Genomic DNA, 24,409 nt, shown 5'->3' with positions numbered 1-24,409 from the left:
GCTTCCTCCTAAGTTTTAGTGTTACTATGTTTTATCTTTTCCATTTAACGGTTTTAAATCCAAAATAATATATACATTATACTATTTTTTATCATTTTATCAAAAAAAGACATACCATCACATGATGTATGTCTTTCAAAATTATTATTCATTAATATGCTAAAATATTTTTTCCATATCTGAATCACATTTTTCTATTTTTTCTTTTAGTTTTTTAATTTTTTCTTCTATTATAATTGCTGTATTTCTAAATTCTTCATCACTTTTGCCAGTTGGATCATCTAAGCCCCAATCCTCTGTATATTTTGCTGGCAAATATGGACATACTACATTACATCCCATTTTTATAGCAATATCAATTTTAGGTATATCGCTTAAAAGTTTAGATTTTTGAGATTCATTCATATCAATTCCATACATTTCTTTTATAATTCTTACTGCATCCTTATTTATATTTGGTTTTGTTTCTGTTCCAGCAGAGTAAGATTCAAAAACATCTTTTGCAAATAATTTTCCTAGTGCTTCTGCCATCTGTGATCTGCATGAATTGTGTACACATATAAATGCTACTTTAGGTTTCATTTCATTTTTCTCTCCTTTCAATTGTCTTTTACCTTATACACATCATATTTAGATACTATTTATCATTATAATTCCTACATTAATCTCTGTCTAGTATAAGATTTACTACTTCTTCTTCTGATTTTGCATTTATAATTTTTTGTATAAAATCTTCTTTTTCTATTATTTTCATTAAATCCTTAAGTGCATTCACATGATTAATCTTATCTATAGTTGATAAACCAATAACAACTCTAACTGGATCATTTTCTTCACTACCAAAACATACAGGTTCTTTTAAAACTAATATGCTAATTCCTGTTTTTAAAGCTCCATCACTTGGCATAGCATGAGGCATTGCTATACCTTTTAGGACAACTATATATGCTCCTACATTTTTAACTGTATCTACCATTGCATCTATATAATTATTATTTACACATCCATTATTTTTTAATATCTGGCCGCTTTCTCTTACGGCATTTTCCCAAGTTTTTGATTTACCATTTATTTTTACAAAGTTAACATTTATAAGTTCTTTTAAATGTGGTTTATAATTTTTTATATCATTTAATTTTAAATATGAGATAAGTGCACTTTTCAACTTATCATAATTATTAATAGTACAATTTTCACTTATAATATTTAAAACTTCATTTATTTTGTTTTCTTCTGTATCTACATTCCTTCTTGTAACTTCTGCAAAAAATAAACTTAAATCGCTAATATTTTTTTCAGTTAAAAAAGCATTTACTTTTATACATTTTACACTTGTAACATTTAGTGGAACAGTTGTTATAATTAAATCGACTTTATCATTATTTTTTAGAGCTTTTTCTAAATCATGACTTGATACCGTATCAATTATATTTATATCAAATATAGATTTTAATTTCATAGAAACAAATTTTGATGTACCAATTCCAGTAGAGCATACAACTATTACATTTAATATTTTATGATTTTTATTTTTTAGCTTTTCAATAGATGCCATAAAATGAAGGGTTATATACCCTATTTCTTCATCATTTATTTTAGAGTTAGTTTTATCTTCAATAAATTTTACACTTTCTTTTACATTCTCAAATACATCAAAATAGTTTTCTTTAATTTCATTTATTAATGGATTTTTTACTTTAAGATTATGCTTTAGCCTATATAATACTGGTCTGATATGTTGGACAAGTCCTTCAAAAAGATGACTATCCTGAGTAAAATTAATTCCACTTTTGATTTGAACATTTTCAATTAATGTTGATGTAATAAGCTGTACATTTATCCAATCATATTTATTTACAGTTTCTAATGATGCAATGTTGCTCCCGAGTAAATGTACTGTTATATACCCTATCTCATCTTCTGGAATTAAAATTTCAAATTTCTCTTCAAGCATTCTAGCTATTCCAGATGAAATTGCAAATTCTGCAGTTTTTCTTAAATTTTTAAGTTCTTCCTTATCCATTATTATGTCTTTTGAAAGCTGTATTCTTTTTACAGCAATAGCTATATGAATAACTAAATTATTAAATGCTTCATCAGAAAACGAACTTTCCATTTGATTTTCAGCAACTTTAATAGTGTTTTTTATAAAATTAATGTCTATATCTTTAAAAAGCTTTTCTGTACTAATATTTTTATTTTTAAATAGATCCATACTTTGAAACAAAAGTATTGTTGTAGCTTTCCTTAAATCTATTTCCTTTCCTGTAACTCTTATACCATGTCCTTTCAAACTTTCTAACACCAGTTTATTTTCAAATATCCATTTTTTAGCTTCATTTAAATCGTTTATTATAGTATTTCTGCTAACCATCATTTTATCTGAAAGACTATTTATAGTCATAAAATCATTTTGTGTTAAAAGTTCACAAAGCATATATAAAATTCTTTCTTTTTGTGAAAAAATATAATCATAAGTATTAATTTTTCCTAAAATTTTAAACAAATTATTTATTTCTTGATCATTTAAGTTTAAGCTTATTCCAACATTAGGCTTTCTTTGAAGTTTAGGAAAACCTATTTCCTTTAAATATTCATCTATTTTATCTAAATCATATCTAATAGTTCTTGAGCTTATATTTATTTTTTTAGCAAGTTCATTTATCATTATTGGTTTATTAACACCTATTATTATGTCTAAAATATTTGAACATCTTCTATTAAACATCTTTTGATCCACCTTTTGTATCTGATTTAAAATACCAAAAGGAGTGTAAGGTTATACTTACATCTCCTTTTCATTATTTTTAATATCATTTACTCTTCTATATTATTTAATGCTTTTGATTTTGTTTTTATAAAGTTTGGAACTATTAGAACTAAAGCTAGTACTACAACTACTCCTATTATTCCACCTTTACCCATTAAGTTTGAAATTTTTCCAAGAACTATTCCAAGTACACCAAAGTCAAAATCTCCAAATGTTGTATTTTGAAATCCTAATGAACCAAGTACTGGTAGAAGTAATGCTGGTGAGAGTGTTATTAAAAGTCCATTTACAAAAGATCCTACAACTGCACCCTTTTTTCCACCAGTTGCATTTCCAAATATACCAGCTGTAGCTCCACAAAAGAAGTGAGGTACAAGACCAGGTATTATAAGTATTCCACCAGCTGCTCCAAGTAGAATCATTCCAATAACACCACCTACAAATGAACTAATAAATCCTATTACAACTGCTGTTGGTGCATATGTAAAAAATACTGCACAGTCAACAGCTGGTATAGCATCTGGTATAATTTTTGTTGCAATTCCTTGAAATGCTGGAATAAGATCACCTAAAATCATTCTTACACCACTATACACTATAGTAACACCTACTGCAAATTTAAGACCACACATAAGTGCAAATAATATAGGCTGTGTTCCATCTGATAATTCAGAAACATATGCAGGTCCTGCTGCTATTGCTGCTATTAAATAAAATGTCATCATTGTAATTGCTGTTGATATAGTTGTATCTCTTAAGAAGCCCCATTTTTCAGGGATTTCCATTTTTTCAGTACTTTCTTCTGCTTTACCTACTTTAGATCCAACCCATGCTGACACATAATATGCTAAACTTCCAAAGTGACCTAAAGCTATTTCATCTCCATCTGTAACCTTTAATGTATATTTTTGTCCAATTGCTGGAGAAATCGCACTCCATGCTCCAAGTATAAATCCACCAAATAGTATGAGTTCAATACCTTTCATTCCACAAGTTCCAAGAACTGCTGATAAAAGACATGCCATAAAGAAACTGTGATGACCTGTTAAAAATACATATTTATATTTTGTAAATCTAGCTATTACAAGATTTATTAAAAGACCAACAACAAGGATTGACATTGTTTCTACACCTAATATCTTCTGTGCAACAGAAACTATAGCTTCATTATTTGGTATAACCCCAGTTATATTAAAACCTTTTTGAATCATTTTACCTAATGGATCTAAGTTTGATACTATAAAATCTGCCCCAGCACCAAGCATAATATATCCAAGTATTGGTTTTAAAGTTCCTGTCATAACTTTATGACCTGGTTTTTTTAGTGCTAAAAGTCCTACCAAAGCCATAATTCCCATTAATAATGCCGGCTGTTTCAAAACATCTCTTAAGAACTCAAGTATTGATACCATAAAACTCACTCTCCCTTTAAATATTTCTTATTATTTTTTCAATTCTTCTGATCTTTTCTTTATAATTTCCAAAACATCTTCTGTTATTTTTTTCTTATTTATATAACTTCTTACTACTGCAACTTCTCTTCCTTCAAACTGCTCAGCAAGTTCTTTTACTGTTACAATTAAATCTGCTTTCTTACCTTGTGCTGAATTAAAATCAGTAGATTCAACTTTTGCAGGAATGCCATTTTCCTTGCATATCTCTTCTATTTTCATTGCAAGCATTAAACTACTTCCTATACCATTTCCACATACTGTTAAAATATCCATAATAATTCCTCCTCTAAAAATTTATATTATTTAATTTTTTCTTATAAACTCTAAAACTTCTTCTTTAGTTTTTGCATTTCTTACAAGTTCTAAGAATTCTTCATTTTCTATGAGATTAACAAGATCACTTAAAACTTCCACATGTGCTTTATTATCAATAGCACATAAAAATATTACAATATCTACTGGATCATATTCTTCATTTCCAAACTTTACAGGATTTTTTAATTTTAAAAATCCTATTCTTATTTTTTTAGCTCCTAATTCTGGTCTTGCATGAGGCATTGCTATTCCAGGTGCTATAACAATATATGTGCCCATATTTTTTACAGTATCTACCATTGCATCTATATATCTTTCTTCAATAGCACCATCTTCTTCTAATAATTTTCCTCCAAATCGTACAGCTTCTTCCCAATCATTTACTTCTACATTTACTTCCACTGTTGTTTCATTAATGCAATCTTTAATCATATTTTAAACACCTTCCTAACAATTATAAAATTGAAAACCCAAGGCTTGATCCATCCTTAAAAAATCCTCTAATTGTTTCAAGTGAATATTCATTAAGGTCTTTTCCCATATCTTTTACTTTTTTCAATATATCATTTTGTACAGTAATTATTTGGCACCCACATTCATCAGCCTCTATTATATTGTAAAATTCTCTGCAGCTTGCCCACAAAAGTTCAACGCCTTTTTTACTTTTGCATATTTCACTTGCTTCTTTCATCATAGCAATCGGATTTGCTCCTGTATCTGCTATTCTTCCTGCAAAAACTGAAACTATGCTATTAACTCCATCTTTAAGTGCTGAAACAACTTCTCTTACTTGATCTATAGTAAAAATTGCTGTTATATTTAGATGATATCCTTTATCTGATAATTTCTTAATAAGAGGTATTGATGATTCTCCTTTTGTATTAGTAACTGGTATCTTTACATAAACATTTTCACCAAGTGCTGCTATTACTTCAACCTCTTTTTCCATAGTTTCAAAATCATCTGAAAAAACTTCGAAAGAAACTGGCATATCTTTTATATTTTCTAATACCTCTTTAGCGAACTTTTTATAATCAGTAACACCTGCTTTTCTCATAAGAGATGGATTTGTTGTAAATCCTTTGACTATACCTTTATTATAAACATCGAGCATTCCTTTTAAATCAGCACCATCTGCAAATATTTTAACTTTTAAATCATTGTATTTCATAAAAATCACTCCTTAATTTGTAATCTTTTTCATATCTTATGATTTAATTATATATAGTAAACCTTTGCATATAAAGTCCAATATATTTCAACATAATTGTGGCAATTTTGACTTTAAAAAATAAATTGTTTTATATCATATAGAAAGATTCTTAGATATTTCTTTTTCTCCATCGGTATAATATAACTTATCATCTATTATTTTAATTTCTGTTGCATTAATTGTATTATCAACACTTTCTCTACCTGTACCATCTTTTTTAATTTTATATATATGGTCTGAATCTGAATTGTTTATATAATATATATAATCTTTATACATAACCATTCCAATTGATGAATCTTGTGTTAGTGCTTTTGCAGTTTCTCCATTTTCTAGTTCAGCTTTATAAATCTTACCTTCATCACTAAAATTACAATAATAAACATATCCATTATCAAATTTTGGATAAACAGCACGTCTTAAAAATGAAAATCTATAATTATCGGATTTAAATACTTTTATTTTCTTATAATTAAAATTTCCAAGATAAAATTCTCCATCATTAACACGATAAAATTCTTTTAATTCTTTTTCTGTAAAATTAAATATGTCAAGTGATTGCGAAGTAGAATTTGAGGCATCTAAATAATAATATTCACCATCTATTTTAACTTCATTAATTGCATGAAATATATTATCATTTTTTATAGTAACACTATGTGATTCTATACCTACTCTGTCAAAAATATATTTAACCGTAGCAGTGTAATCTTTACAAACTCCTTTTTTATTTATAAGAATTCCATAAACTCCGGAATTCATAAAATCTATAGGAACTTCAAACTTAGAATTTTCACTTAAATACAACAATAAATTAAGCTCTTTTTCTAAGTCTGAATTTGATGATTCTACTATATTGTAAACTAAACTATCCACTTTTTTATTAAATTCTGCTTTCATTTTTTCTATATTATTTTTGTCTATCCAATAATAAAATTTAAATTTTTTGCTATTTTCATCATACTGTACATTTTTAAGATAAAAAAATTCATAAGCCATACGATCGAGAATTGCATTTTTTAAATGTTCTGATTCTTCATAACTTATTTCATAATTTTGAGCATCAAAATCTTGTTCTATTTTTTCTACTGCATCATAAATTTTTTTATATAATTCTTTATTGCTTGGGTTTGCATAATCTTTAATGTCATCATCAATATAATATTTATTATACTTTATATAATCAACTTTATCTTTTGAAATATCATTTTTATTATCTGTACTGTTTTCTTCTTCTTTTTTAATATTTGAAGATTCTTCCTCTACGTTTTTATTAATACTACCCTTTTTTGATAAAAACATAATAGAAATAATACTTATCATTAAAATAGCTATTAATATTATTATACTCATTTTCGACTTTTTGATCATAATAGTCACCTCTTTTTAATTTCTATTTATTATTATGTGTATAATTTTATATTAAATTATAATTTAATTATATAATATACAGATAATTTTTGTAAGATAACAATTATACAATCTTAAAAATCAAATTTTCTCTATTCATTTTTATGAGCATCATATTCCTGTTTAGCTTTAATAGCCCAATATCCATAAGCTATACCTATAACTAATACAATTAACCATAATGCTATTCGCTCAATAACAAATGGTAATTCAAAAAAGAAACTTTTCCAAAAATCTACTCCTACTTTCTCCCAAAGACCAGGTGTTAAAAAACCTAAATTAGAAAGACTGAAACTAATAGTGGATAACATTGATATAAAAAATAGTACACACAGAATTAAATTTGTAAAACAAATTTTATAAAGCGTTTTATATCTCATATTAGAAGATTCTGAATCAGAAAATATTTCTGCTTTAGTCTCTTTATTCTTTGGCAAAAAATAATGGTTTCCACCATTTTTTGTACCACATACGTGTTTCCAGCCGTAATCTTCAAACAAAGTAAGGTAACTTACATAATCAGACTTTTTCTTAAATAATTTATAGTCTATTTTATAATTTAAATCTTGTGAAAGACCATCTGTAAAAGTGTAAATACCAAACACAGAATAGCTTTTTAAAATATGTCCTTTTTTAGCCATATCTTTAAGCCATTTCTCTTCTTCTTTAAAGTTATAAAAAATTTTAAATTTTTTCATATTTATTTATCCCCCATAATATCATTATAAATTGCAATTTGTTTTTCAATTCGTTTAGTTTCCTCTTTTAATAAATCAAAACCCATTATTGTTGTTTTAAATACCTTTCGGCGTGAATCTTCAGATTTAACTGGCTCAATCAGTTTTTGCTTTGATAAATTATCAAGTGCACCATACATTGTACCTGCTGCAATACGTACACGCCCATCACTCATTTCTTCAACTCTCTGCATAACTGCATAACCATGACCTGGATTTTTAAGTGCAAGCAAAATAAAATACGTAGTTTCTGTTAGCGGTAACTTCTTTAAGATATTCATAAAATTTCTCCAATCAACATATTAATTATACAGATAAACTATACAGTCTTACTGTATAGTTATACTATATATCGTCATACTGTATATGTCAATGTATTTTTGCTTCAATCAAATATTTCTTTATAAATTATATAATTACATATCCTAGAGTTTAAATACAGGCATAAAAAAAGAACCTATAAGAAATAGTCCTTTTTAAGTCTCTATCTCTTAGGTTCCATTTTAAAAACATTAATAACTTTTTATCTTTCTATTCTATTAATCCTTTGCTTTTTAAGAACTCTTCTGCAATAGCTTTAGGATCTTCTCCTTCATCTGCTCTATAATTAAGTTCTCTCATTACATCATCTGTAATTGTTCCTTCTAATTTTAACAATAATGGTTTAAGTTCAGGATATTTTTCTAAAGTTTCCTGTCTTACAAGTGGTGCTGCATAATATGGTGGAAAGAAATTTTTATCATCTTCTAAAAGCTTCAAATCAAACTTCTTAATTAATCCATCTGTTGCAAAAGCATCTGTTATTTGTGTTTGATTTTTATCAAGTGAAGAATATCTAAGTCCTCCATCTAATCCTTTTACTTCATTAAAATTGACTCCATAGACTTCTTTTAGCCCTGGATATCCATCAACTCTATTTGCAAATTCCATAGTACAGCCTAAATTAAGCTCGCTGTCTACTTTTTTTAAATCAGATATAGTATTTATATTATACTTATTAGCTAAATCTTTTGTCATAGCTAGTACATAAGTATTATTAAATCCCAATGGTTTTAACCATTCTAACTGATAATTATCTATAAAATAATCTCTTACTATATTATAAACTTTTTCTTCATCCTTTAATGGTTCTTCTCCCATTATGTTTACAAGACCTGTTCCAGTGTATTCAACATATAAATCTATACTTCCAGATTTTAAAGCATTAAAAACTACGCTTCCGCCACCTAGATTTAACTTTCTATCTACCTTGTAATCTGTATTTTTTTCTATTAATGATGAAAGCATATTACCAAGTATAAGCTGCTCATTGAAATTCTTTGATCCTACAACTATTGTTTTTTTAGTAAATTCTTTGTAAGATACAACTCCTACAGTTGCTACAAGTATTGCAAGAATTACTGCTAAAATAGGTTTTAACTTTTTCTTGTCAATTTTTCTTATATTTTTCTTACCTTTGCTTTGTAATATTCCTGTAGGTGTTACTACATATTCGATTTTTCCTATAATAAAATCTAAAATTATAGCAAGAAAACATGCTGGAATCGCACCTGCTAAAATCATATTATTATTAACTGTCTGAACACCAGAGAATACTAAATATCCAAGTCCACCAGCTCCAACAAACGCTGCGATAGTCATAAGTCCTACGGCAGTAACTGCAGATATTCTAATACCAGACATTATAATCGGCATTGCTAAAGGAAGCTGAACTTTTATTAAAATCTGCCTTTTTGTAAGTCCCATTCCTCGTGCAGCTTCAATTATCGAACCACTTATATTATTTAATCCCGTAAATGTATTTTTTATAATTGGAAGAAGCGAGTATAAAACTACCATAGCGATTGCTGGTTTACTTCCTATTCCTAATACAGGAATCAAAAATCCAAGTAACGCTATACTTGGTATAGACTGTGTTACATTTGCTATTCCAATTACTATAGTTGAAATCTTTTTCGATCTAATTATAAACATTCCTAGTGGAATTCCAATAATTACAGATATTAAAACTGCAAATATAGTTAATTCAATATGTTCTATAAATAAGTCGTATATCTGAGATTTTCTTTCTACCACAAAATTTATAAAATTATTCATCCAAGCTATCCTCCTTATTAATATATTGATCACTCATAACTGATAAAAGACTACTTTTAGTAATAAGTCCTTCTAAAATAAGTGAATCATTTACAACAGGAACATATCCTATACTATTTTTATCTATTTTTTCTAAAACGTCTATTATAGAATCCTCTAAATTCACTGTTATAATGTCAGTTTCCATGACATCTTTCAACCTTTTATTTTTCTCTAAATTAATTCTAATTTGCTTTAAGGTAACAAATCCAATTAAATTATTTTCTTTATTTACAAGAAGCAAACTATCTACATGACTTGATCTCATTATTTGTATTCCTTGAAGTATTGTTCTTTCTGCACTTGACTTTACTGGAGATTTTATCATTATATCTTTTGCTTTAATGTATTGAGGCTGATTCCAAATTTTATCTTCCCCAATAAAATCTTTTACGAAATCATTAGCTGGATTTCTTAAAATCTCCTCTGGAGTATCAAATTGGAGTACATGTCCATTTCCCATGATGCATATTCTATCTGCTAATTTTAATGCTTCATCCATATCATGAGTTACAAATACTATAGTTTTTTTAAATTTCTGCTGTATATTAAAGATTTCATCTTGAAGCTGACTTCTAGTTATTGGATCTAATGCACTAAATGGCTCATCCATAAGTATTATATCTGGATTCATAGCAAAAGCTCTTGCTATTCCTATTCTCTGCTGCTGTCCACCACTTAATTCATTAGGATATTTATTCTTATAATCCTCATAACTCATATCAACTAAATCTAATAATTCTTTAACTCGCTCTATAGTTTTTTCTTGGTCCATTTTTTCAATATTAGGTATTAGCGCTATGTTCTCAGCTACAGTCATATGTGGAAATAGTCCTGTCTGCTGTATTACATAACCCATATTTCTTCTAAGCTCTATAGTGTTCTGATTTTTAAGTAATTTTCCATTTATAGATATTGTACCAGATGTAGGAGTGATCAATTTATTAATCATTTTTAATGTAGTAGTTTTACCACAACCACTAGGTCCTATAACAGTTACAAATTCTCCATCTTTTATAGTAATATCTACATCTTTTATAATAGATTTACCATTTATGCTTTTACTTACATTCTTAAATTCTATCATTCCCTCTTAACCTCCTTTGCGAAGTAACAACTTTATTTTATCATAAAGTTGTTACTGTGTAAAGGGCACTTTCTTGTTTTTATACATATAATTCCATATAGTTTGTATAAAAAAAGCTGTATTAAATTAATTTCAAAAATTAATTTAATACAGCACCTTTTTAGTTACTCATTATAAACAAAATTTTTAATTCTACAATAACTTTCTTCTCCGCCAACTGCTATAAACACATCATTTTCTTCAAATGCAGCATATGGTCCTGGTGATAATATTAATTTTCCATTTCGCTTTATTCCTACAATAGTTGAACCTGTATTCTGCCAAAATTTAATTTCAGATATAGTTTTACCAATAATATCAAGACCATTATATATTTTAAATTCAAATGGAACAAAAGGATTATTATCAGTAAATCTATTAGAAGAATCAACAAGTTCATTAACTACTCCTTGAATCTTTTTTTCTAAATTATTTTTTTCATGAAGTAAATCAAGCATTTCTTTTTTTAATGAATTCATAGAGCTTATATCTTTAAATTTATTTATAAATTTTAAACAGTTATCAACAGATTTAATAAAAATTCCACTGCCTTTTTCAACTTCTACAATATCCATATCTTTTAACAAAATCATTGATCGTCTGATAGTTTCAGGAGATACATTATAATGACTTGCAAGAGATGATCTTCCATAAACTTTATCTCCTACAGATAATTCACCTGCCACTATCTTATTAGCTATATCTATAGCTATTTTTTCATATCTAGGTTTTGTCACATGTTCTGATGACATTCTATATTCTACTTTAAGTTTAATAAACCTAAAGTATTCCTCCTCTCAAATAAGTTTATCTAATTAATAAATAATAATTGCTTATCTTCTGAAATATTTTTTATTCCAATAGAAATTTTATCACCACTTCTACAAAACCTCAATACATCATCATATTTTTAAACAAATTTATTTTATATTATTCTTTTTTAAATAGTCTAGTCCTTTATTTGAAATACTTATCTCACAATATCTCATAACATTAAAGTTTCCTCTATAATTTATCTTTTGAGATTTAATAAGTTCTTTTACTCTCCAAAAAATGTATGAATCAGAAATTAAAATTTCACTATTTCCAAGTACATCCCCTATAGTTCTCGATGATTTTTTAAATTCTTTTGGAGTATACTTTAATATCAATATATCAAAATAATCTTCACTTATATTCTTAACTTTTTCGTCTTTAAAAATACGAAGATTTGATTTTTCTTTCTTTAACATATTCCATTGCGCTAACAATTCTATATATTTATCTTTAGTTATTTTCTTATTTACTTTAATATATTCACTAAACTTTTCTGGCATAATTTCACCTACAGATCGTGGTATATATAAGCCACAATTTACTTTCATAGGCATATCAGATACATTTATAAGATAAACATTTTTCCATTTATCTTTTAGAATCTCTAACGCATACATTAATCCACAAATTTCAATAGCATTTTGTCCATACCAAAAATAAATACTGTTAGTATCATCTAATTTGGCAATTTCTTCTTGAAATTCAATGTAATTTTCTTTTATATCGTTAATATTTTCATAATAATATTCATCTTTACTAAGTGTATTTTTTAGCCAGTCAAGTCTTTTATCTATGCTGCAAAAAATAGGACCTTGTGAAATATCGTCAAAAAATGATATAACTTTTTCGCCTTCTATAATTTTTTGATTGATGGCATATTTTAAACTTCCACGTGCAGATTCTGAAAAACATATATGAATTATTCTATTCATAAAACTCTCCTCATATAATAATTTTGTTTTCGCAAATAATTTCTATAAAAATTATACCATCAATTGAGCTTATAGGGCATACTACTTACTTTATTTATAAACAATTTTATCTTTTAATTGGTAGATATCATGTTTGTATCTATAAACATGAGAATAATACTCATAAAAACACCATGCACTCTCTTTATATAATTCCATACTTTCTTTTGGAACATAAATATCTAACTTATTATCCATAGAAGTAAGAAGTTCTATTTTAGGAGGCTCTAATGCAAATATATTAATCTTTTTTAAATTCTCACAAGCAAAATCATTATATTCTGGCATATATTTAAGCATAGCTCCAAAAGTTATTTCATTTAAATTTTGGCATCGATAGGCTACATATTTTCCGATTTTTTCTATAGACATAAGCTTTATCTTTTCTATTAAGTCACACATATAAAGTACATAATCCTCTATAACTTTTATATTATCCTGCATATCAATATTACTTATCTCTTTTAAATTTTCGCACATATAGAAATTATAACTTCCTATTACTTGTAATTCTTTATGAGTTTTTATTTTAACTAAGTTTTTACACTGCAAAAATGAAGCAATCCCTAATATAGTTACCTGTTCAGGGATTTCATATTCTTCTTCAGGTTTCGCCTCTGGATAATAGATTAATTTTGTCATATCATTATTGAATAAAACTCCATCAACTGACTTTAATGATACATTATCATATTCAAGATAAACATTTTTAAGATTTTTGCAGTTACTTAAAGCATAATCTTGAACATACATGATATTTTTAGGTATAGTTATTTCAGATTCATTTCCCACATATTGTATTAATGAATTATTTTTTATAGCCAATCCTTTGTTAATTATATTATTTGGATAAATTATATCGCTAAGATATTTCCATACTGGTGCATTTATATATTTTTCATAAGAGTTTGAAGGTACATAAATCTTAACTGATTGCAATTCAAACATAAATTTATAATCCAATTCTGGAGGTTCTAACGAATTTACATATAGCACTCTAAAATTATCATCTTTTGACCATTTATAAAACATATAATGGCTGGCAATACTTTTTACAGTGCTTTGGATACTGTACTTATAGTCATCTCTCCCTACCGGATATGACACTGCTTTTGTTTCATCTTTATTATATAAAACTCCTTCTATATCTTTATAATACTCGTTTCTTTCATCTACATGTATTTCTTTTAAATTAAAACACCATTCAAAAGGATTCCCTTCAATAGTTTCAAGACCTTCAGAGATATCAATACTTGATATTCCAGTACCAAATAAAGAATTATCACCTATAAATTTTACCCCTTTTGGTAATTTAAATTCCTTTAAATTCAAATTACCCAAAAAAGCTCTATTTCCTATATACTTTAATTTGCTATTTTCACCAAATACTACTTTTTTAAGAGCTGGTACTTCTGCATACGTATAAGGATAAGAACGAGATATAGTTTTAAAAAATGCATAACTTTCTATAACCTCAACAGTATCTGGAATTATTAATTCCTCTAAATAAATATTCCAATAAAAAGCTTGAGATTTTATAACAACTAACTTTTCTGGTAAAATCAAACTTGAAAAATTGCTATTTCTAAATCCATCTTCTCCTATAACTGTAACATATTTTTTATTGTAAAAGCTTGGTATAACTAAATTGTCTGGTAAATCATCTCTATTTTTAGCATATACTGTATAGCTTTTTTCATCATCATTTAATTCAAACCTAAAGAATCCCAAACTTGAAGGAATATTCTCTTTAAAAGGAAAAATCAAATCTTTATATTCATTCCAATTGTAAAATGATTTATAAACTTCAATAGCTTCTTCGGGCACATAAAATTCTAGATATGGCGAGTTCTGTACAAATACTATTCTTTCTAGTTTAGCAGGATATTTTGAATTTAAATAAACCTGCTGAAGTTTTGAGCATGAATGAAATACAGCAGTTTTTATATTTTCTATGCTTTCTGGAAGTTCAATACTTTCTAAAGATACACATTTGTAAAAGGCAAAAGATCCTATACTTTTAATATTGCTATTATCCTCAAATATTACAATACCTAGGTTCTCACATTCTGAAAACGCATCCTTTTTAATTTTAGTTACAGGAAGGTCTTCGTACTCACTTGGAATACTTATCATATAAGGAATATCACTTTTATTTTTAGCAGATATAGTATAACTCTTTCTATTATCATTAATCTCAAATTCAAAATAACTATAAGACTCAATTTTCAAATTGCTTTTTTTTATAATATTATTTTGCTTTACCAAAATATCATCATCATTTATATCTATAACGTCACTAAGTCTTTCCTTATTTTCCATTACTTTAATTACTCTCCTTTACTATAAAATTTTTCTTCTAATACTAATGTACTCATAAAATAATAGTAACGTTCCTTAATTTCTTATTACGTAAAACATTTAAATTTAAAAGTTAAAGTATAGTTCAGTTTCATAGCCTTCTTTTGTATAGCACGCTTTTTTCTGTGATATATCAAATGACCTTGAAATGAATCTTTATTTATTACTACCCACGTCTTTTTAGAATGACTAATACCATTTAATTAAATCTTTCTATAATGTTATTTTTTGTCAATTTAATTTATGAATATACATATTATCTTAAAATATTGATATAATTTATTGAGATTTTATAAAAAAGTAATATAATGTAAATATATAGATAAAATAAGGAGAGATTATTTATGAAAAAAATTATGTATTGTGAATTAAAAGAAGGCATGAAACTAGCAGAACCAATATTCTCAAATGAAAGTAAACGACTTCTATTTAATTCTGATGTGATTATGACAGCAGATAAAATAAATATGATAAAAAAAATCATATTGACACTATAAGCATTTTGGACAATGATACTATATTACTAAAGTCAATAGATATGATAAAAAAGATGTGGAGGACATCTTAATAAATAAAATAATAACTAATGCTCCTATGGATGAAAAATCAAATACATCAGATGATATGGCTGAAGTCTCTAAAAAAGCTATAGCCATAGTTAAAGAATTAGTTAAAAATTAAATTAACATTATACTTTTTGCATTATAAATCCTACTTCATCAAATTTCTAACCTGTCCTATAGTTAATCCTGTTTTTTCTGCTATTACATTAACTTCTAATACATCTAATAATTTCTTCGCTATACTTACCCTTTCTTCAAGCCTGCCCATATTCATATATTCTTTTATATTTTCTTCTTTATCTTCTATATCTTTTTCTCTTTTTTCCCAAAACTTAATAGCATCATTATCTTTTTTTAAATATTCTAATCCTTTATTTGTAATACTTATCTCCATCTCCCTCATGACATTAAACTTTCCTTTATAGTTTATCATTGAAGATTTAATAAGCTTTTTTACTCTCCAAAATATGTATTCATCAGAAATTAAAATTTTACTATTTCCAAGCACATTTCCTATAGTTCTTGCTGATTTTTTTAATTCTTTTGAAGTATATTGTAGTATAAATATATCAAAATAATCTTCATTTACATTTCTAATTTTCCCATCTTTAAAAATACGAAGAACAGAATCTTCTTTCTTTAAGGTTTCCCATTCTGTTAGCAATTTTATATATTCATCTTTATCTATTTTCCTATTTATTTTTATATATTCATTAAATTTTTCCGGAATAATTTCACTTGTACATCTAGGTATGTATATTCCATATTTTACTTTCATAGGCATATCACAAACATTTATAAGATAGACATTTTTCCATTTATCCTTTAGTAATTCTAATGCATACATTAATCCACAAATTTCAATAGCATTCTGTCCATACCAAAAATATATAGTATCAGTATCCTCTAAAGCAGAAATATTTTTTTGAAATTCCATATAATTTTTCTTTATTTCTTCTATACTCTCATAATAATATTCATCTTTATTAATTGTTTCTTTTAACCAATAAATTCTTTTTTCTACATCTACATTACATTTAATAGGACCTTGTGAAATATCATCATACAATGATATAACTTTGTTGCCCTCTATAATTTTTTTATTAATGGCATATTTTAAACTTCCCTTTGCAGATTGTGAAAAACATATATGAACTATTTCACTCATAATAACTCTCTCCTTTTTATTGTCAATTATCCATATAAAAATCATATCACTAATTAGTATTGTATACTATATAAATTTTTAATTTACATAGTATATTGTGCAAAAAAGTAAAAACTTCTTTACATTTTTGCACGCCATGGCTATAATAATAAATGTAAAGAACATTTAACATTTTAAGGAGGTATATTTTAATGAAAAAAATGGATGAAATGAATAGAACCATTAGATTGCGTTCTGAGGAATTAGGTTTTAAATCATCGGTACTTATATTAACACTTTGGGTATTATATGAATGTTTTCAGGTTTTTTTTAATAAAGGAACATATAGTAGCTTACCCTCTATATGTCTAATAATCACCTTATCTATTCAGCAGCTTTCAGAAATAGTTATGAAAAGAAAAATGATTTCTGGAGATGATGAGTATAAAGAACCAAATAAAATTTTATCGTATATTATTATATTTGTCGCTCTTATTGCTCTTCTTTTATCTATTGGTTCCTATCTATTAATGCATAATTAAACAGGAGATCGTATGAAAAATAATATAAAAAAGCTTAGAAAAAAAGCTAACTTACGCCAAGAAGATATGGCAAAACAATTAGGTGTAAGCCGCCAAACAATAATTGCCATAGAAAATGATAAATACAATCCTTCATTGGAACTTGCAATGAAAATTGCTATACTATTAAATTTAAAAGTTGAAGATATTTTTTTCTTAAATTAATAATAGCAGAATGTTTATATTGGATATTTTGGCTGATTAAAAATTCACTAAAATATCCAATATAATTTTTCACTTGATATGCTAAATTCCAGTTTATTCTGAAGAGCTATTGATTTTTGATTTTTTGTTTCAACCTGTGCAAAGGGTACTAGACCTTTTTCAAGCATTTGATTTACTATATAACCTTCAAGTGCTTCTCCATATCCTAAACGTCTATATTTAGGAAATACTTCTAATAGTCCTATGCTTCCTTCCAAATGATTTCCAACAAAACCTATAAGTGTTCCATTCTTATATCCTCCAAATAACTTTCCATTTTTCAAAAGAATTTCAATTTCACTACTAGATAATTTATCATAATGTTCTAATACAACTTTTATTTGAAATGGTTCTAACTTCTTTATTTTAAGTTCTTTTTTTATATTTATTTTAGTTTTATCCATATATACTACTTGAACGCATTCAAGTTTCTCACTTAATCCAAATCTATTTAATATGTAATCCACCATATATTTTTGATGTGAAACTATAAGATTACATTCAGATATACTATTTATTAATTCTCGCCCTTTTTCAAAATTGTTGACAGATACCATATAAGCATTGCTTTTTTTCTCTTTTATAAGTACTCCATCTGTCTTGGCATATAATATTTCTGCTGCACTTTTATGTATTGAATCTATCATTCCCATATGCAATAAATGGTTCTTTTCTAAATATTTAAGTGCTCTATCTTTCATCTATAACCTCCTGCAATTCATTTATAAAACGGCAGACATGAAATCCATCGCATACTGCATGATGAGCTTGTATTGCTAAAGGTATAATATATTTTCCATTTTCTTCATAATACTTTCCAATTGTAAAAATCGGCAGCAAATATTTGTATCCTTTCTGCAGATTTAAATTAAATCCATCAAATGATGTCCATGGCACCATTGATACTGAAAAACTATTAGAAGGCATATCCTTCTTTGCTATAAAGCTTTTTACTGAGCCATACATATCCATATCTTTTTGATATGATTTGCAAAAAACATCATAATTATCAGAATACTTTGTCCAAATAATAGAAAAAGTTTCTGTATCTTTATGAAATATTGTATAAGATGGAATCATCCCATCAAAAACTCCAAGATTCCCATTATCATCAAAAGATGTTTTAAATTCGCTATGTTTATTAACTATTTTTGTAATAAAATATAGCATTGTTTGATATAACTTTTTATTTGAATTTTTTATTTTAGTGATGTCCAATTTAGCAGTTATACTATATGTACAAGGAATTTCAGAAAAATAATGTTCAAAATGTTCTTTTCTATTCCAATCTTGTTTATCAATAATTTTAAAATTCATTTGTGTATCTCCTTTTTAACTTACAGATAATTTCAACAAAATAATACCACAAATGCTTTAAGTATAACAATTATCATAATATATACTAAAATTTTAATTATATTCTAATATCTTTTTTATTATATATAACATATGTTGCTCCAATACATGAAAATACTATAATAGCCATTATAAGTAAATATATAGAATCAATTTTCTTATTTAAAATAATATCAGCTGCATCGACATACTTAAAAGGTGATATATATTTCAAATTTTCTGTTTTATCTGTCATTGCAGATATAATTCCTAAAAAGTAAGTACCTAAAACAATTCCTATAGAAGTTGGAAGTACACTTTTAGCTCTTACAATAAACATCGACATTAAAAATCCTATTGATGCAAATGTTATATGAATTAATAGCGGTGCTACTGACAGTAATAAAAATGTTTCTTTATCAAAGTTCCCTCTTTTAACCGCTTCAAATTCAAAGTAATTAAATATTACTATAATTAAATTAAACAGAATTATATATATAAATGTCGCTGCCATTTTACTTACAAGGATATTATTTCTGCTTATAGGTTTTGATAGTAAAAATTCTATTGTTTTTTCATCCTCTTCTTTTGAAATTATACCTGCACCCAATAAAATAGAATACATACTTCCTAAAAGTGTTATAAATAAATATCCTTCCATTCCAAAAAATCCTAAGATAGTTCCCATATCCAATTTATTAACATTAAATGCATCTAAAAATGCTTTTGGCATTGACTTAAACACATCTTTCATTCTATCAGCTTGATCTGCCATAGTAGGAAATAACGCTACTACATATAAACTTAAAACTAGCAAGATTATTGTCCATACTATAAAAGATTTTCTATTTTTATAAATTTCTCTTTTAAAAATATTCATTTGCTCCTCCTTTTAATTTATAAAGTAAATTTGCTATTTTTCTGTATAGTAGTGCATGAATATCTCTTCTAGTGATGGTTCTTCTATCCATAAATTATCTATTTTCTTTTCATATAAATTATTTACTATATTTATTATTTGCCCATTATATATAAAACTTACAGTTCTATTTTCTACTTTTTTATTTAAAACACCTTGAAAACTAAAATCTTCAGCATCTTTTTCACTTTCAAATTCAATTCTTATTTTCTTATATTTATTCTTTCTAAGCTTTTCTATCTCTTCAACTCTAAGTATTCTTCCCTCTTTTATTATTGCCACTTTACTGCACATTTTTTGAACTTCACTTAAAATATGAGATGAGAAAAATATAGTTGTTCCTTTTCTATTTTCCTCTTTTAATATTTCAAAAAATCTAGACTGCATTAAAGGATCTAATCCGCTTGTTGGTTCATCTAAAATCAAAAGCTTTGGCTCATGTAAAACAGCCTGAATTATTGCTGTTTTCTTTTTATTTCCTAAAGAGAGATCTTCTATTTTTTTATTTAAATCTAATTCTAAAAATTCACTTAATTCTTTTATTCTCTTTGTGCAGTCTTTATTATAAAATTTTGCTGAATACTTAAGTATATCCCTTACTTTCATATCATCATAATAGTTAACCTCAGATGGCAGATATCCTATTTCTTTTTTTATATTAACAGCATCTTTTATCGAATCCATTCCAAATATCTTTGCCTCTCCACTAGTTTGATATATTATGGACAATAATGTTCTTATAGTTGTTGACTTTCCTGCTCCATTTGGGCCTATAAATCCAAATATTTCCCCCTTATGTACTTCTAAATTTAAATCTATAATTCCTCTTGCTTTTCCATAACTCTTAGTTAAATTTTTTGTTTCTATTATGTTTTCCATAATTTAAACCTCTCATTTCTCTAGTTCAAATTTTTATATTAAAGTGTAGATTGCCGTATAATGAGCTCTGGCGATATGAGTACCCTTTCGTTTTCAAACTTATCATCTTTTATTTTTTTCATAAGTATCTTAGCTGCAGTTTCTCCTAATTTAAAAGTATCAACGTTAAGACAAGTTAATGCAGGAGTTGTATATTCAGAAATTGGTTCATTATCAAATGTTAAAACTCTAATATCATTTGGAATATTTATATTTTTTTCTTTTATTGCTTTCATTACACCAAATGCAACATAATTGTTTACACATATTATTGAATCTATTTTTTTCTCTTCTTTTAAAATATCTTTAGCTAAAGTATATCCACCTTCTTTTGAAGAAGGACACTCCCTTATATCAAAATTAGTCTTACTATTTTTAGAAATTATATTTTTGCACCCGCATATTCTGCTTTTAGCGATACCATTTTTTGAATTTCCTCCAATAAAAACTATGTTTTCTGCCCCTTTTTCTAGTAAATATTTTGTCCCTATTTCTCCACCTTCAATATTGTTTACATCAACCCAGCTTGAATTTTCAAATTTTTCTGCTTCACCTATTAATACATATGGGAATTTTAATTCATTTAATTTATCTACAATTTTTTCATCAACTATTGACGTTGGTATTATTATTCCATCCACTTTCTTGCTATATACAAGTCTTTTTAAAAATTCTTCATTATTCTCTAATAAATTTATATTTGTTATGGTAAGCTCATAGTTGTTATTTCCAACTACATTTTCAGCTCCACCTATTATGTTATAAAAAAAAGGATTTAAAAAGTATTCTCTTCTTCTTGTATCTACTAAAAGTCCTATATTAGAAGTATTTTTTAAAGCAAGCTGCCTTGCAGAATTATTTGGAATATAATTAAATTCTTTTATTATTTTTCTTATCTTTAATTTAGTTTTTTCTGATATTGAATTATCATCATTTATAACTTTAGACACTGTAGATTTAGATACATTAGCCTTTTTTGCTATATCATTTATAGTAACTTTCATCGTCTTTACCTCTATCTTTTATATAGTTTTAACTAAATACTCTTTCTTAAATATTATAATATAAAAGTTTTATATTATAATTATTTTTTATAAATCTATTGAAAGTATTATATCTTCGTATTATACTAAAATTAACGAAACCGGTTTCGTTAATTTATAATTAGGAGGATTAATAATGAATAGCGAAATAATATATCAAATTTTTCCCGATAGATTTAATAAATCTAAAGAAAAAGATAACGTAAAAGGTTTAAAAAAATGGGGCAGCGAAGTTGATTCAAATTGTGTTATGGGAGGAGATTTAAAAGGTATTATAGAAAAATTAGATTACCTCTCTACCCTTGAAATTACTGCAATCTATTTAAATCCAATTTTTAAATCTTATTCTAATCATAAATACGATACTGTAGATTACTATGAAATAGATGCATCTTTTGGAAACTTAGATGATTTTAAAGAACTAATAAAAAAAGCTCATGAAAAAAATATAAAAATAATTATTGATGGTGTTTTTAATCATACAAATCCTGATTTTTTTGCATTTAAAGATATTTTAAAAAATCAAGAGAAATCAAAATACAAAGATTGGTATGAAATTTTTAGTTATCCTGTTAAAGTAACAAATAATCCTAATTATAGAACTTTTGGCGGCTGCTCTAATATGCCTCGTTTAAATACAAAAAATCCAGAAGTACAAAAATATATAGTAGATGTAGTTAAATATTGGGAAAGTATGGGCATAGATGGTCTAAGATTGGACGTGCCTTATTATATAGATGATTCTTTATTAGAAAAAATAAGAGAATGTACTAAACTTTATATAGTAGGTGAAATATGGGGATGCGGCAAAAAATTTGTTCCTAAATATTTTGATGGAGTTATGAATTATTCTTTTAGAGATTTAATATATAAAGCTGTCAAAAGACAAAGTATAGATGCTTCAATCTTCATAGATGAATGGAAATTCATAGAAAACACATATAAAGAAAATATTCATTGCTGTTTTAATATGTCTGGCAGCCATGATACTGAGAGAATTTTTAACTACTGCAATTGTGATATAAAAAAAGAAAAATTATTTTATGCATTTTTATTTTTATTCCCTGGAATGCCTCTTATATACTATGGAGATGAAATAGGTTTAAAAGGCGGAGATGATCCTTATTGTAGAGGTACTATGGAGTGGGATCAAACAAAATGGGACTATGATATCCATAATTTCTTAAAGGATTTAATACAACTTAGAAATAATAGCGAAGCTCTCCAAAAAGGAAGTATTAATTTTATAGCCTGCAAAGAAATGATGTTTGAATTTGAAAGAGTATATAAAGATAAAAAAGTTACAGTCTTTATTAATTTTGGTCCTCAAAAACAATCCTTAAATGGAGTCGAATTAGACAGTACAAGCTTTAAAGTGCAATAGAAATTAAACATTAAAAGGAGTATTTACCTATGTATGAATATATTGAAGATAAGCTTGGTTTTAATATAAAAAATAGCAAAGTTTTAAAATCAGGGTGGGCTGGAGAAATTATATCTTTAAAATTTAAATATACTAATAAAAAATATGTAATTAAGACTTATAATAGCAGCAAAAACTGTCTATATAATATAAAACAAGAATGGACAGGATTAAACTTACTTTATAATGCAAATTATCCAGTTCCAAAGCCTATAATGGTCAATTATACAGATGAAAAACCATATATAGTTATGGAACAAATTGAAGGAGAAAACTTGTGGACATGCTATGAATCTGCATCTGAACATGAAAAAGATTTGTTATTAAAAAAATTTGTAAAAGCTTTTGTAAAACTCCATGAATTAGACCTTTCAATACTAAATAAGAAATTATTAAATAATTCTACTATTACTTTTATTGAAAAAGAGATACGTGATATTGAAATATTAGTAAATGAAAATAAATTAAATTCTTTTATTGAAGTAATAGATTGGCTAAAAAAAGAAAAGCTAAATGTTACAAATGAAAAATTATCTATAATCCATAGGGATTATCATCCATGGAATGTAATCGTTGATAAAAATAAAAACGTTCATATAATCGATTTATTGTGGGGCATTGGAGATTATAGATTTGATTTAGCGTGGATGTATACATTAATGCAAAGAGGAAGCTTTGAAGATTTTGCAAAAACCGCATTAAAAAAATATAAAGAGATAAGAAATGAAAACATAAATAATTTTGAATATTTTGAAGTGCTCTCAACTTTAAGATGGTTAATTAACGTTACTATATCCTTAAAAACTGGAGATAATCTAAACGAAACAAGAAATAAAGAATTTGAAGATTTTATTTTACCTTTAATAAAAAAAGGGGTTATCTTAATTAAAAAGATCAGCAGTGTAACTTTGAATTTATAATATAAAGTTCTCATATATATTAAATCTCTCATTTTAATATATTAATA

Annotated in this window: 26 protein-coding genes; 6 read left to right on the top strand and 20 right to left on the bottom strand. The window is 26.2% G+C overall.

Going from position 1 to position 24,409, the window contains the following annotated elements; translation table 11 throughout:
• Nucleotides 1–159 precede the first annotated feature (159 nt).
• The 14 genes from MTX53_RS04590 to MTX53_RS04525 all read right to left on the bottom strand — a co-directional run bounded on the left by MTX53_RS04590 (nt 160) and on the right by MTX53_RS04525 (nt 15,270).
• Nucleotides 160–582 (bottom strand): arsenate reductase ArsC, encoded by a 423-nt coding sequence (locus MTX53_RS04590; protein ID WP_244835048.1) that lies wholly within the window; start codon nt 580–582, stop codon nt 160–162.
• A gap of 79 nt (nt 583–661) precedes the next feature.
• Nucleotides 662–2,728, bottom strand: a complete 2,067-nt coding sequence (locus tag MTX53_RS04585) for a BglG family transcription antiterminator (RefSeq protein ID WP_244835046.1) — start codon at nt 2,726–2,728, stop codon at nt 662–664.
• Between the two features lie 89 nt (nt 2,729–2,817).
• The gene (locus MTX53_RS04580; RefSeq protein ID WP_244835044.1) at nt 2,818–4,182 is read right to left on the bottom strand and encodes a PTS ascorbate transporter subunit IIC; all 1,365 of its coding nucleotides are present in this window, start codon (nt 4,180–4,182) and stop codon (nt 2,818–2,820) included.
• Nucleotides 4,183–4,212: 30 nt separating this feature from the next.
• Nucleotides 4,213–4,497 (bottom strand): PTS sugar transporter subunit IIB, encoded by a 285-nt coding sequence (locus MTX53_RS04575; RefSeq protein ID WP_244835043.1) that lies wholly within the window; start codon nt 4,495–4,497, stop codon nt 4,213–4,215.
• Between the two features lie 30 nt (nt 4,498–4,527).
• The gene (locus MTX53_RS04570; protein ID WP_244835042.1) at nt 4,528–4,971 is read right to left on the bottom strand and encodes a PTS sugar transporter subunit IIA; all 444 of its coding nucleotides are present in this window, start codon (nt 4,969–4,971) and stop codon (nt 4,528–4,530) included.
• Nucleotides 4,972–4,993: 22 nt separating this feature from the next.
• Nucleotides 4,994–5,710 carry a transaldolase gene (locus MTX53_RS04565; RefSeq protein WP_244835041.1) on the bottom strand — a complete coding sequence of 239 codons (717 nt, stop codon included), beginning with the start codon at nt 5,708–5,710 and terminating at the stop codon, nt 4,994–4,996.
• Nucleotides 5,711–5,845: 135 nt separating this feature from the next.
• Nucleotides 5,846–7,123, bottom strand: a complete 1,278-nt coding sequence (locus MTX53_RS04560) for a DUF5050 domain-containing protein (RefSeq protein WP_244835040.1) — start codon at nt 7,121–7,123, stop codon at nt 5,846–5,848.
• A gap of 131 nt (nt 7,124–7,254) precedes the next feature.
• Entirely contained in the window at nt 7,255–7,860 is a 606-nt protein-coding gene (locus MTX53_RS04555) for a DUF2812 domain-containing protein (RefSeq protein ID WP_244835039.1), read from the bottom strand.
• Between the two features lie 2 nt (nt 7,861–7,862).
• A complete protein-coding gene (locus MTX53_RS04550; protein ID WP_244835038.1) occupies nt 7,863–8,180 on the bottom strand; it encodes a helix-turn-helix transcriptional regulator in 318 nt (105 codons plus the stop codon).
• Between the two features lie 250 nt (nt 8,181–8,430).
• Nucleotides 8,431–9,996 carry a glycine betaine ABC transporter substrate-binding protein gene (locus MTX53_RS04545; protein WP_244835037.1) on the bottom strand — a complete coding sequence of 522 codons (1,566 nt, stop codon included), beginning with the start codon at nt 9,994–9,996 and terminating at the stop codon, nt 8,431–8,433.
• Nucleotides 9,989–11,122, bottom strand: coding sequence for a betaine/proline/choline family ABC transporter ATP-binding protein (locus MTX53_RS04540; RefSeq protein WP_244835035.1), 1,134 nt, complete (start codon nt 11,120–11,122; stop codon nt 9,989–9,991). Before MTX53_RS04540 ends, MTX53_RS04545 begins: the two co-directional genes overlap by 8 nt.
• A gap of 164 nt (nt 11,123–11,286) precedes the next feature.
• A complete protein-coding gene (locus MTX53_RS04535) occupies nt 11,287–11,913 on the bottom strand; it encodes a TrkA C-terminal domain-containing protein (RefSeq protein ID WP_244835034.1) in 627 nt (208 codons plus the stop codon).
• A gap of 168 nt (nt 11,914–12,081) precedes the next feature.
• Complete coding sequence (locus MTX53_RS04530; protein ID WP_244835032.1) at nt 12,082–12,909, bottom strand: DUF1835 domain-containing protein; 828 nt, start codon at nt 12,907–12,909, stop codon at nt 12,082–12,084.
• 90 nt (nt 12,910–12,999) lie between these two features.
• Nucleotides 13,000–15,270: a leucine-rich repeat domain-containing protein gene (locus tag MTX53_RS04525; protein ID WP_244835030.1), complete on the bottom strand. Its 2,271-nt coding sequence runs from the start codon at nt 15,268–15,270 to the stop codon at nt 13,000–13,002.
• A 383-nt stretch (nt 15,271–15,653) separates the two neighbouring features.
• Between MTX53_RS04525 and MTX53_RS04520 the strand changes: the two genes are divergently transcribed.
• Both MTX53_RS04520 and MTX53_RS13065 read left to right on the top strand, forming a co-directional pair.
• Nucleotides 15,654–15,806, top strand: coding sequence for a hypothetical protein (locus MTX53_RS04520; RefSeq protein WP_244835029.1), 153 nt, complete (start codon nt 15,654–15,656; stop codon nt 15,804–15,806).
• 55 nt (nt 15,807–15,861) lie between these two features.
• Nucleotides 15,862–15,990 carry a hypothetical protein gene (locus tag MTX53_RS13065; RefSeq protein ID WP_280527263.1) on the top strand — a complete coding sequence of 43 codons (129 nt, stop codon included), beginning with the start codon at nt 15,862–15,864 and terminating at the stop codon, nt 15,988–15,990.
• Between the two features lie 30 nt (nt 15,991–16,020).
• Here MTX53_RS13065 and MTX53_RS04515 read toward each other — a convergent pair whose 3' ends face one another.
• On the bottom strand, nt 16,021–17,040 hold the full coding sequence (locus MTX53_RS04515; RefSeq protein WP_244835027.1) for a DUF1835 domain-containing protein: 1,020 nt from the start codon (nt 17,038–17,040) through the stop codon (nt 16,021–16,023).
• A gap of 191 nt (nt 17,041–17,231) precedes the next feature.
• On the opposite strand from MTX53_RS04515, the gene MTX53_RS04510 reads away from it, so the two are divergent.
• Nucleotides 17,232–17,561, top strand: a complete 330-nt coding sequence (locus MTX53_RS04510; protein WP_244835025.1) for a hypothetical protein — start codon at nt 17,232–17,234, stop codon at nt 17,559–17,561.
• Between the two features lie 12 nt (nt 17,562–17,573).
• Complete coding sequence (locus MTX53_RS04505) at nt 17,574–17,765, top strand: helix-turn-helix transcriptional regulator (RefSeq protein ID WP_244835023.1); 192 nt, start codon at nt 17,574–17,576, stop codon at nt 17,763–17,765.
• A gap of 47 nt (nt 17,766–17,812) precedes the next feature.
• Here the strand turns inward: MTX53_RS04505 and MTX53_RS04500 are convergent, their stop codons facing one another.
• From MTX53_RS04500 to MTX53_RS04480, 5 genes are all read right to left on the bottom strand, one after another.
• Nucleotides 17,813–18,505: a GNAT family N-acetyltransferase gene (locus MTX53_RS04500; RefSeq protein ID WP_244835022.1), complete on the bottom strand. Its 693-nt coding sequence runs from the start codon at nt 18,503–18,505 to the stop codon at nt 17,813–17,815.
• A complete protein-coding gene (catA, locus tag MTX53_RS04495) occupies nt 18,495–19,121 on the bottom strand; it encodes a type A chloramphenicol O-acetyltransferase (protein WP_244835020.1) in 627 nt (208 codons plus the stop codon). The genes MTX53_RS04500 and catA overlap by 11 nt, the downstream gene beginning before the upstream one ends.
• 97 nt (nt 19,122–19,218) lie before the next feature.
• Complete coding sequence (locus MTX53_RS04490; RefSeq protein ID WP_244835018.1) at nt 19,219–20,019, bottom strand: ABC transporter permease subunit; 801 nt, start codon at nt 20,017–20,019, stop codon at nt 19,219–19,221.
• Nucleotides 20,020–20,052: 33 nt separating this feature from the next.
• Nucleotides 20,053–20,937, bottom strand: coding sequence for an ABC transporter ATP-binding protein (locus tag MTX53_RS04485; RefSeq protein WP_244835017.1), 885 nt, complete (start codon nt 20,935–20,937; stop codon nt 20,053–20,055).
• Between the two features lie 38 nt (nt 20,938–20,975).
• Nucleotides 20,976–21,980 carry a LacI family DNA-binding transcriptional regulator gene (locus MTX53_RS04480; protein ID WP_244835015.1) on the bottom strand — a complete coding sequence of 335 codons (1,005 nt, stop codon included), beginning with the start codon at nt 21,978–21,980 and terminating at the stop codon, nt 20,976–20,978.
• Nucleotides 21,981–22,155: 175 nt separating this feature from the next.
• Here MTX53_RS04480 and MTX53_RS04475 point away from each other — a divergent pair, with 175 nt between their 5' ends.
• Nucleotides 22,156–23,403, top strand: a complete 1,248-nt coding sequence (locus MTX53_RS04475; RefSeq protein ID WP_244835013.1) for a glycoside hydrolase family 13 protein — start codon at nt 22,156–22,158, stop codon at nt 23,401–23,403.
• A gap of 29 nt (nt 23,404–23,432) precedes the next feature.
• Nucleotides 23,433–24,362: an aminoglycoside phosphotransferase family protein gene (locus MTX53_RS04470; RefSeq protein ID WP_244835012.1), complete on the top strand. Its 930-nt coding sequence runs from the start codon at nt 23,433–23,435 to the stop codon at nt 24,360–24,362.
• The last annotated feature ends 47 nt before the right edge of the window (nt 24,363–24,409 follow it).

Source organism: Clostridium sp. BJN0001 (assembly GCF_022869825.1).
Taxonomy (GTDB): Bacteria; Bacillota; Clostridia; order Clostridiales; family Clostridiaceae; genus Clostridium.
This window is presented reverse-complemented; position numbering and strand designations above follow the sequence as displayed.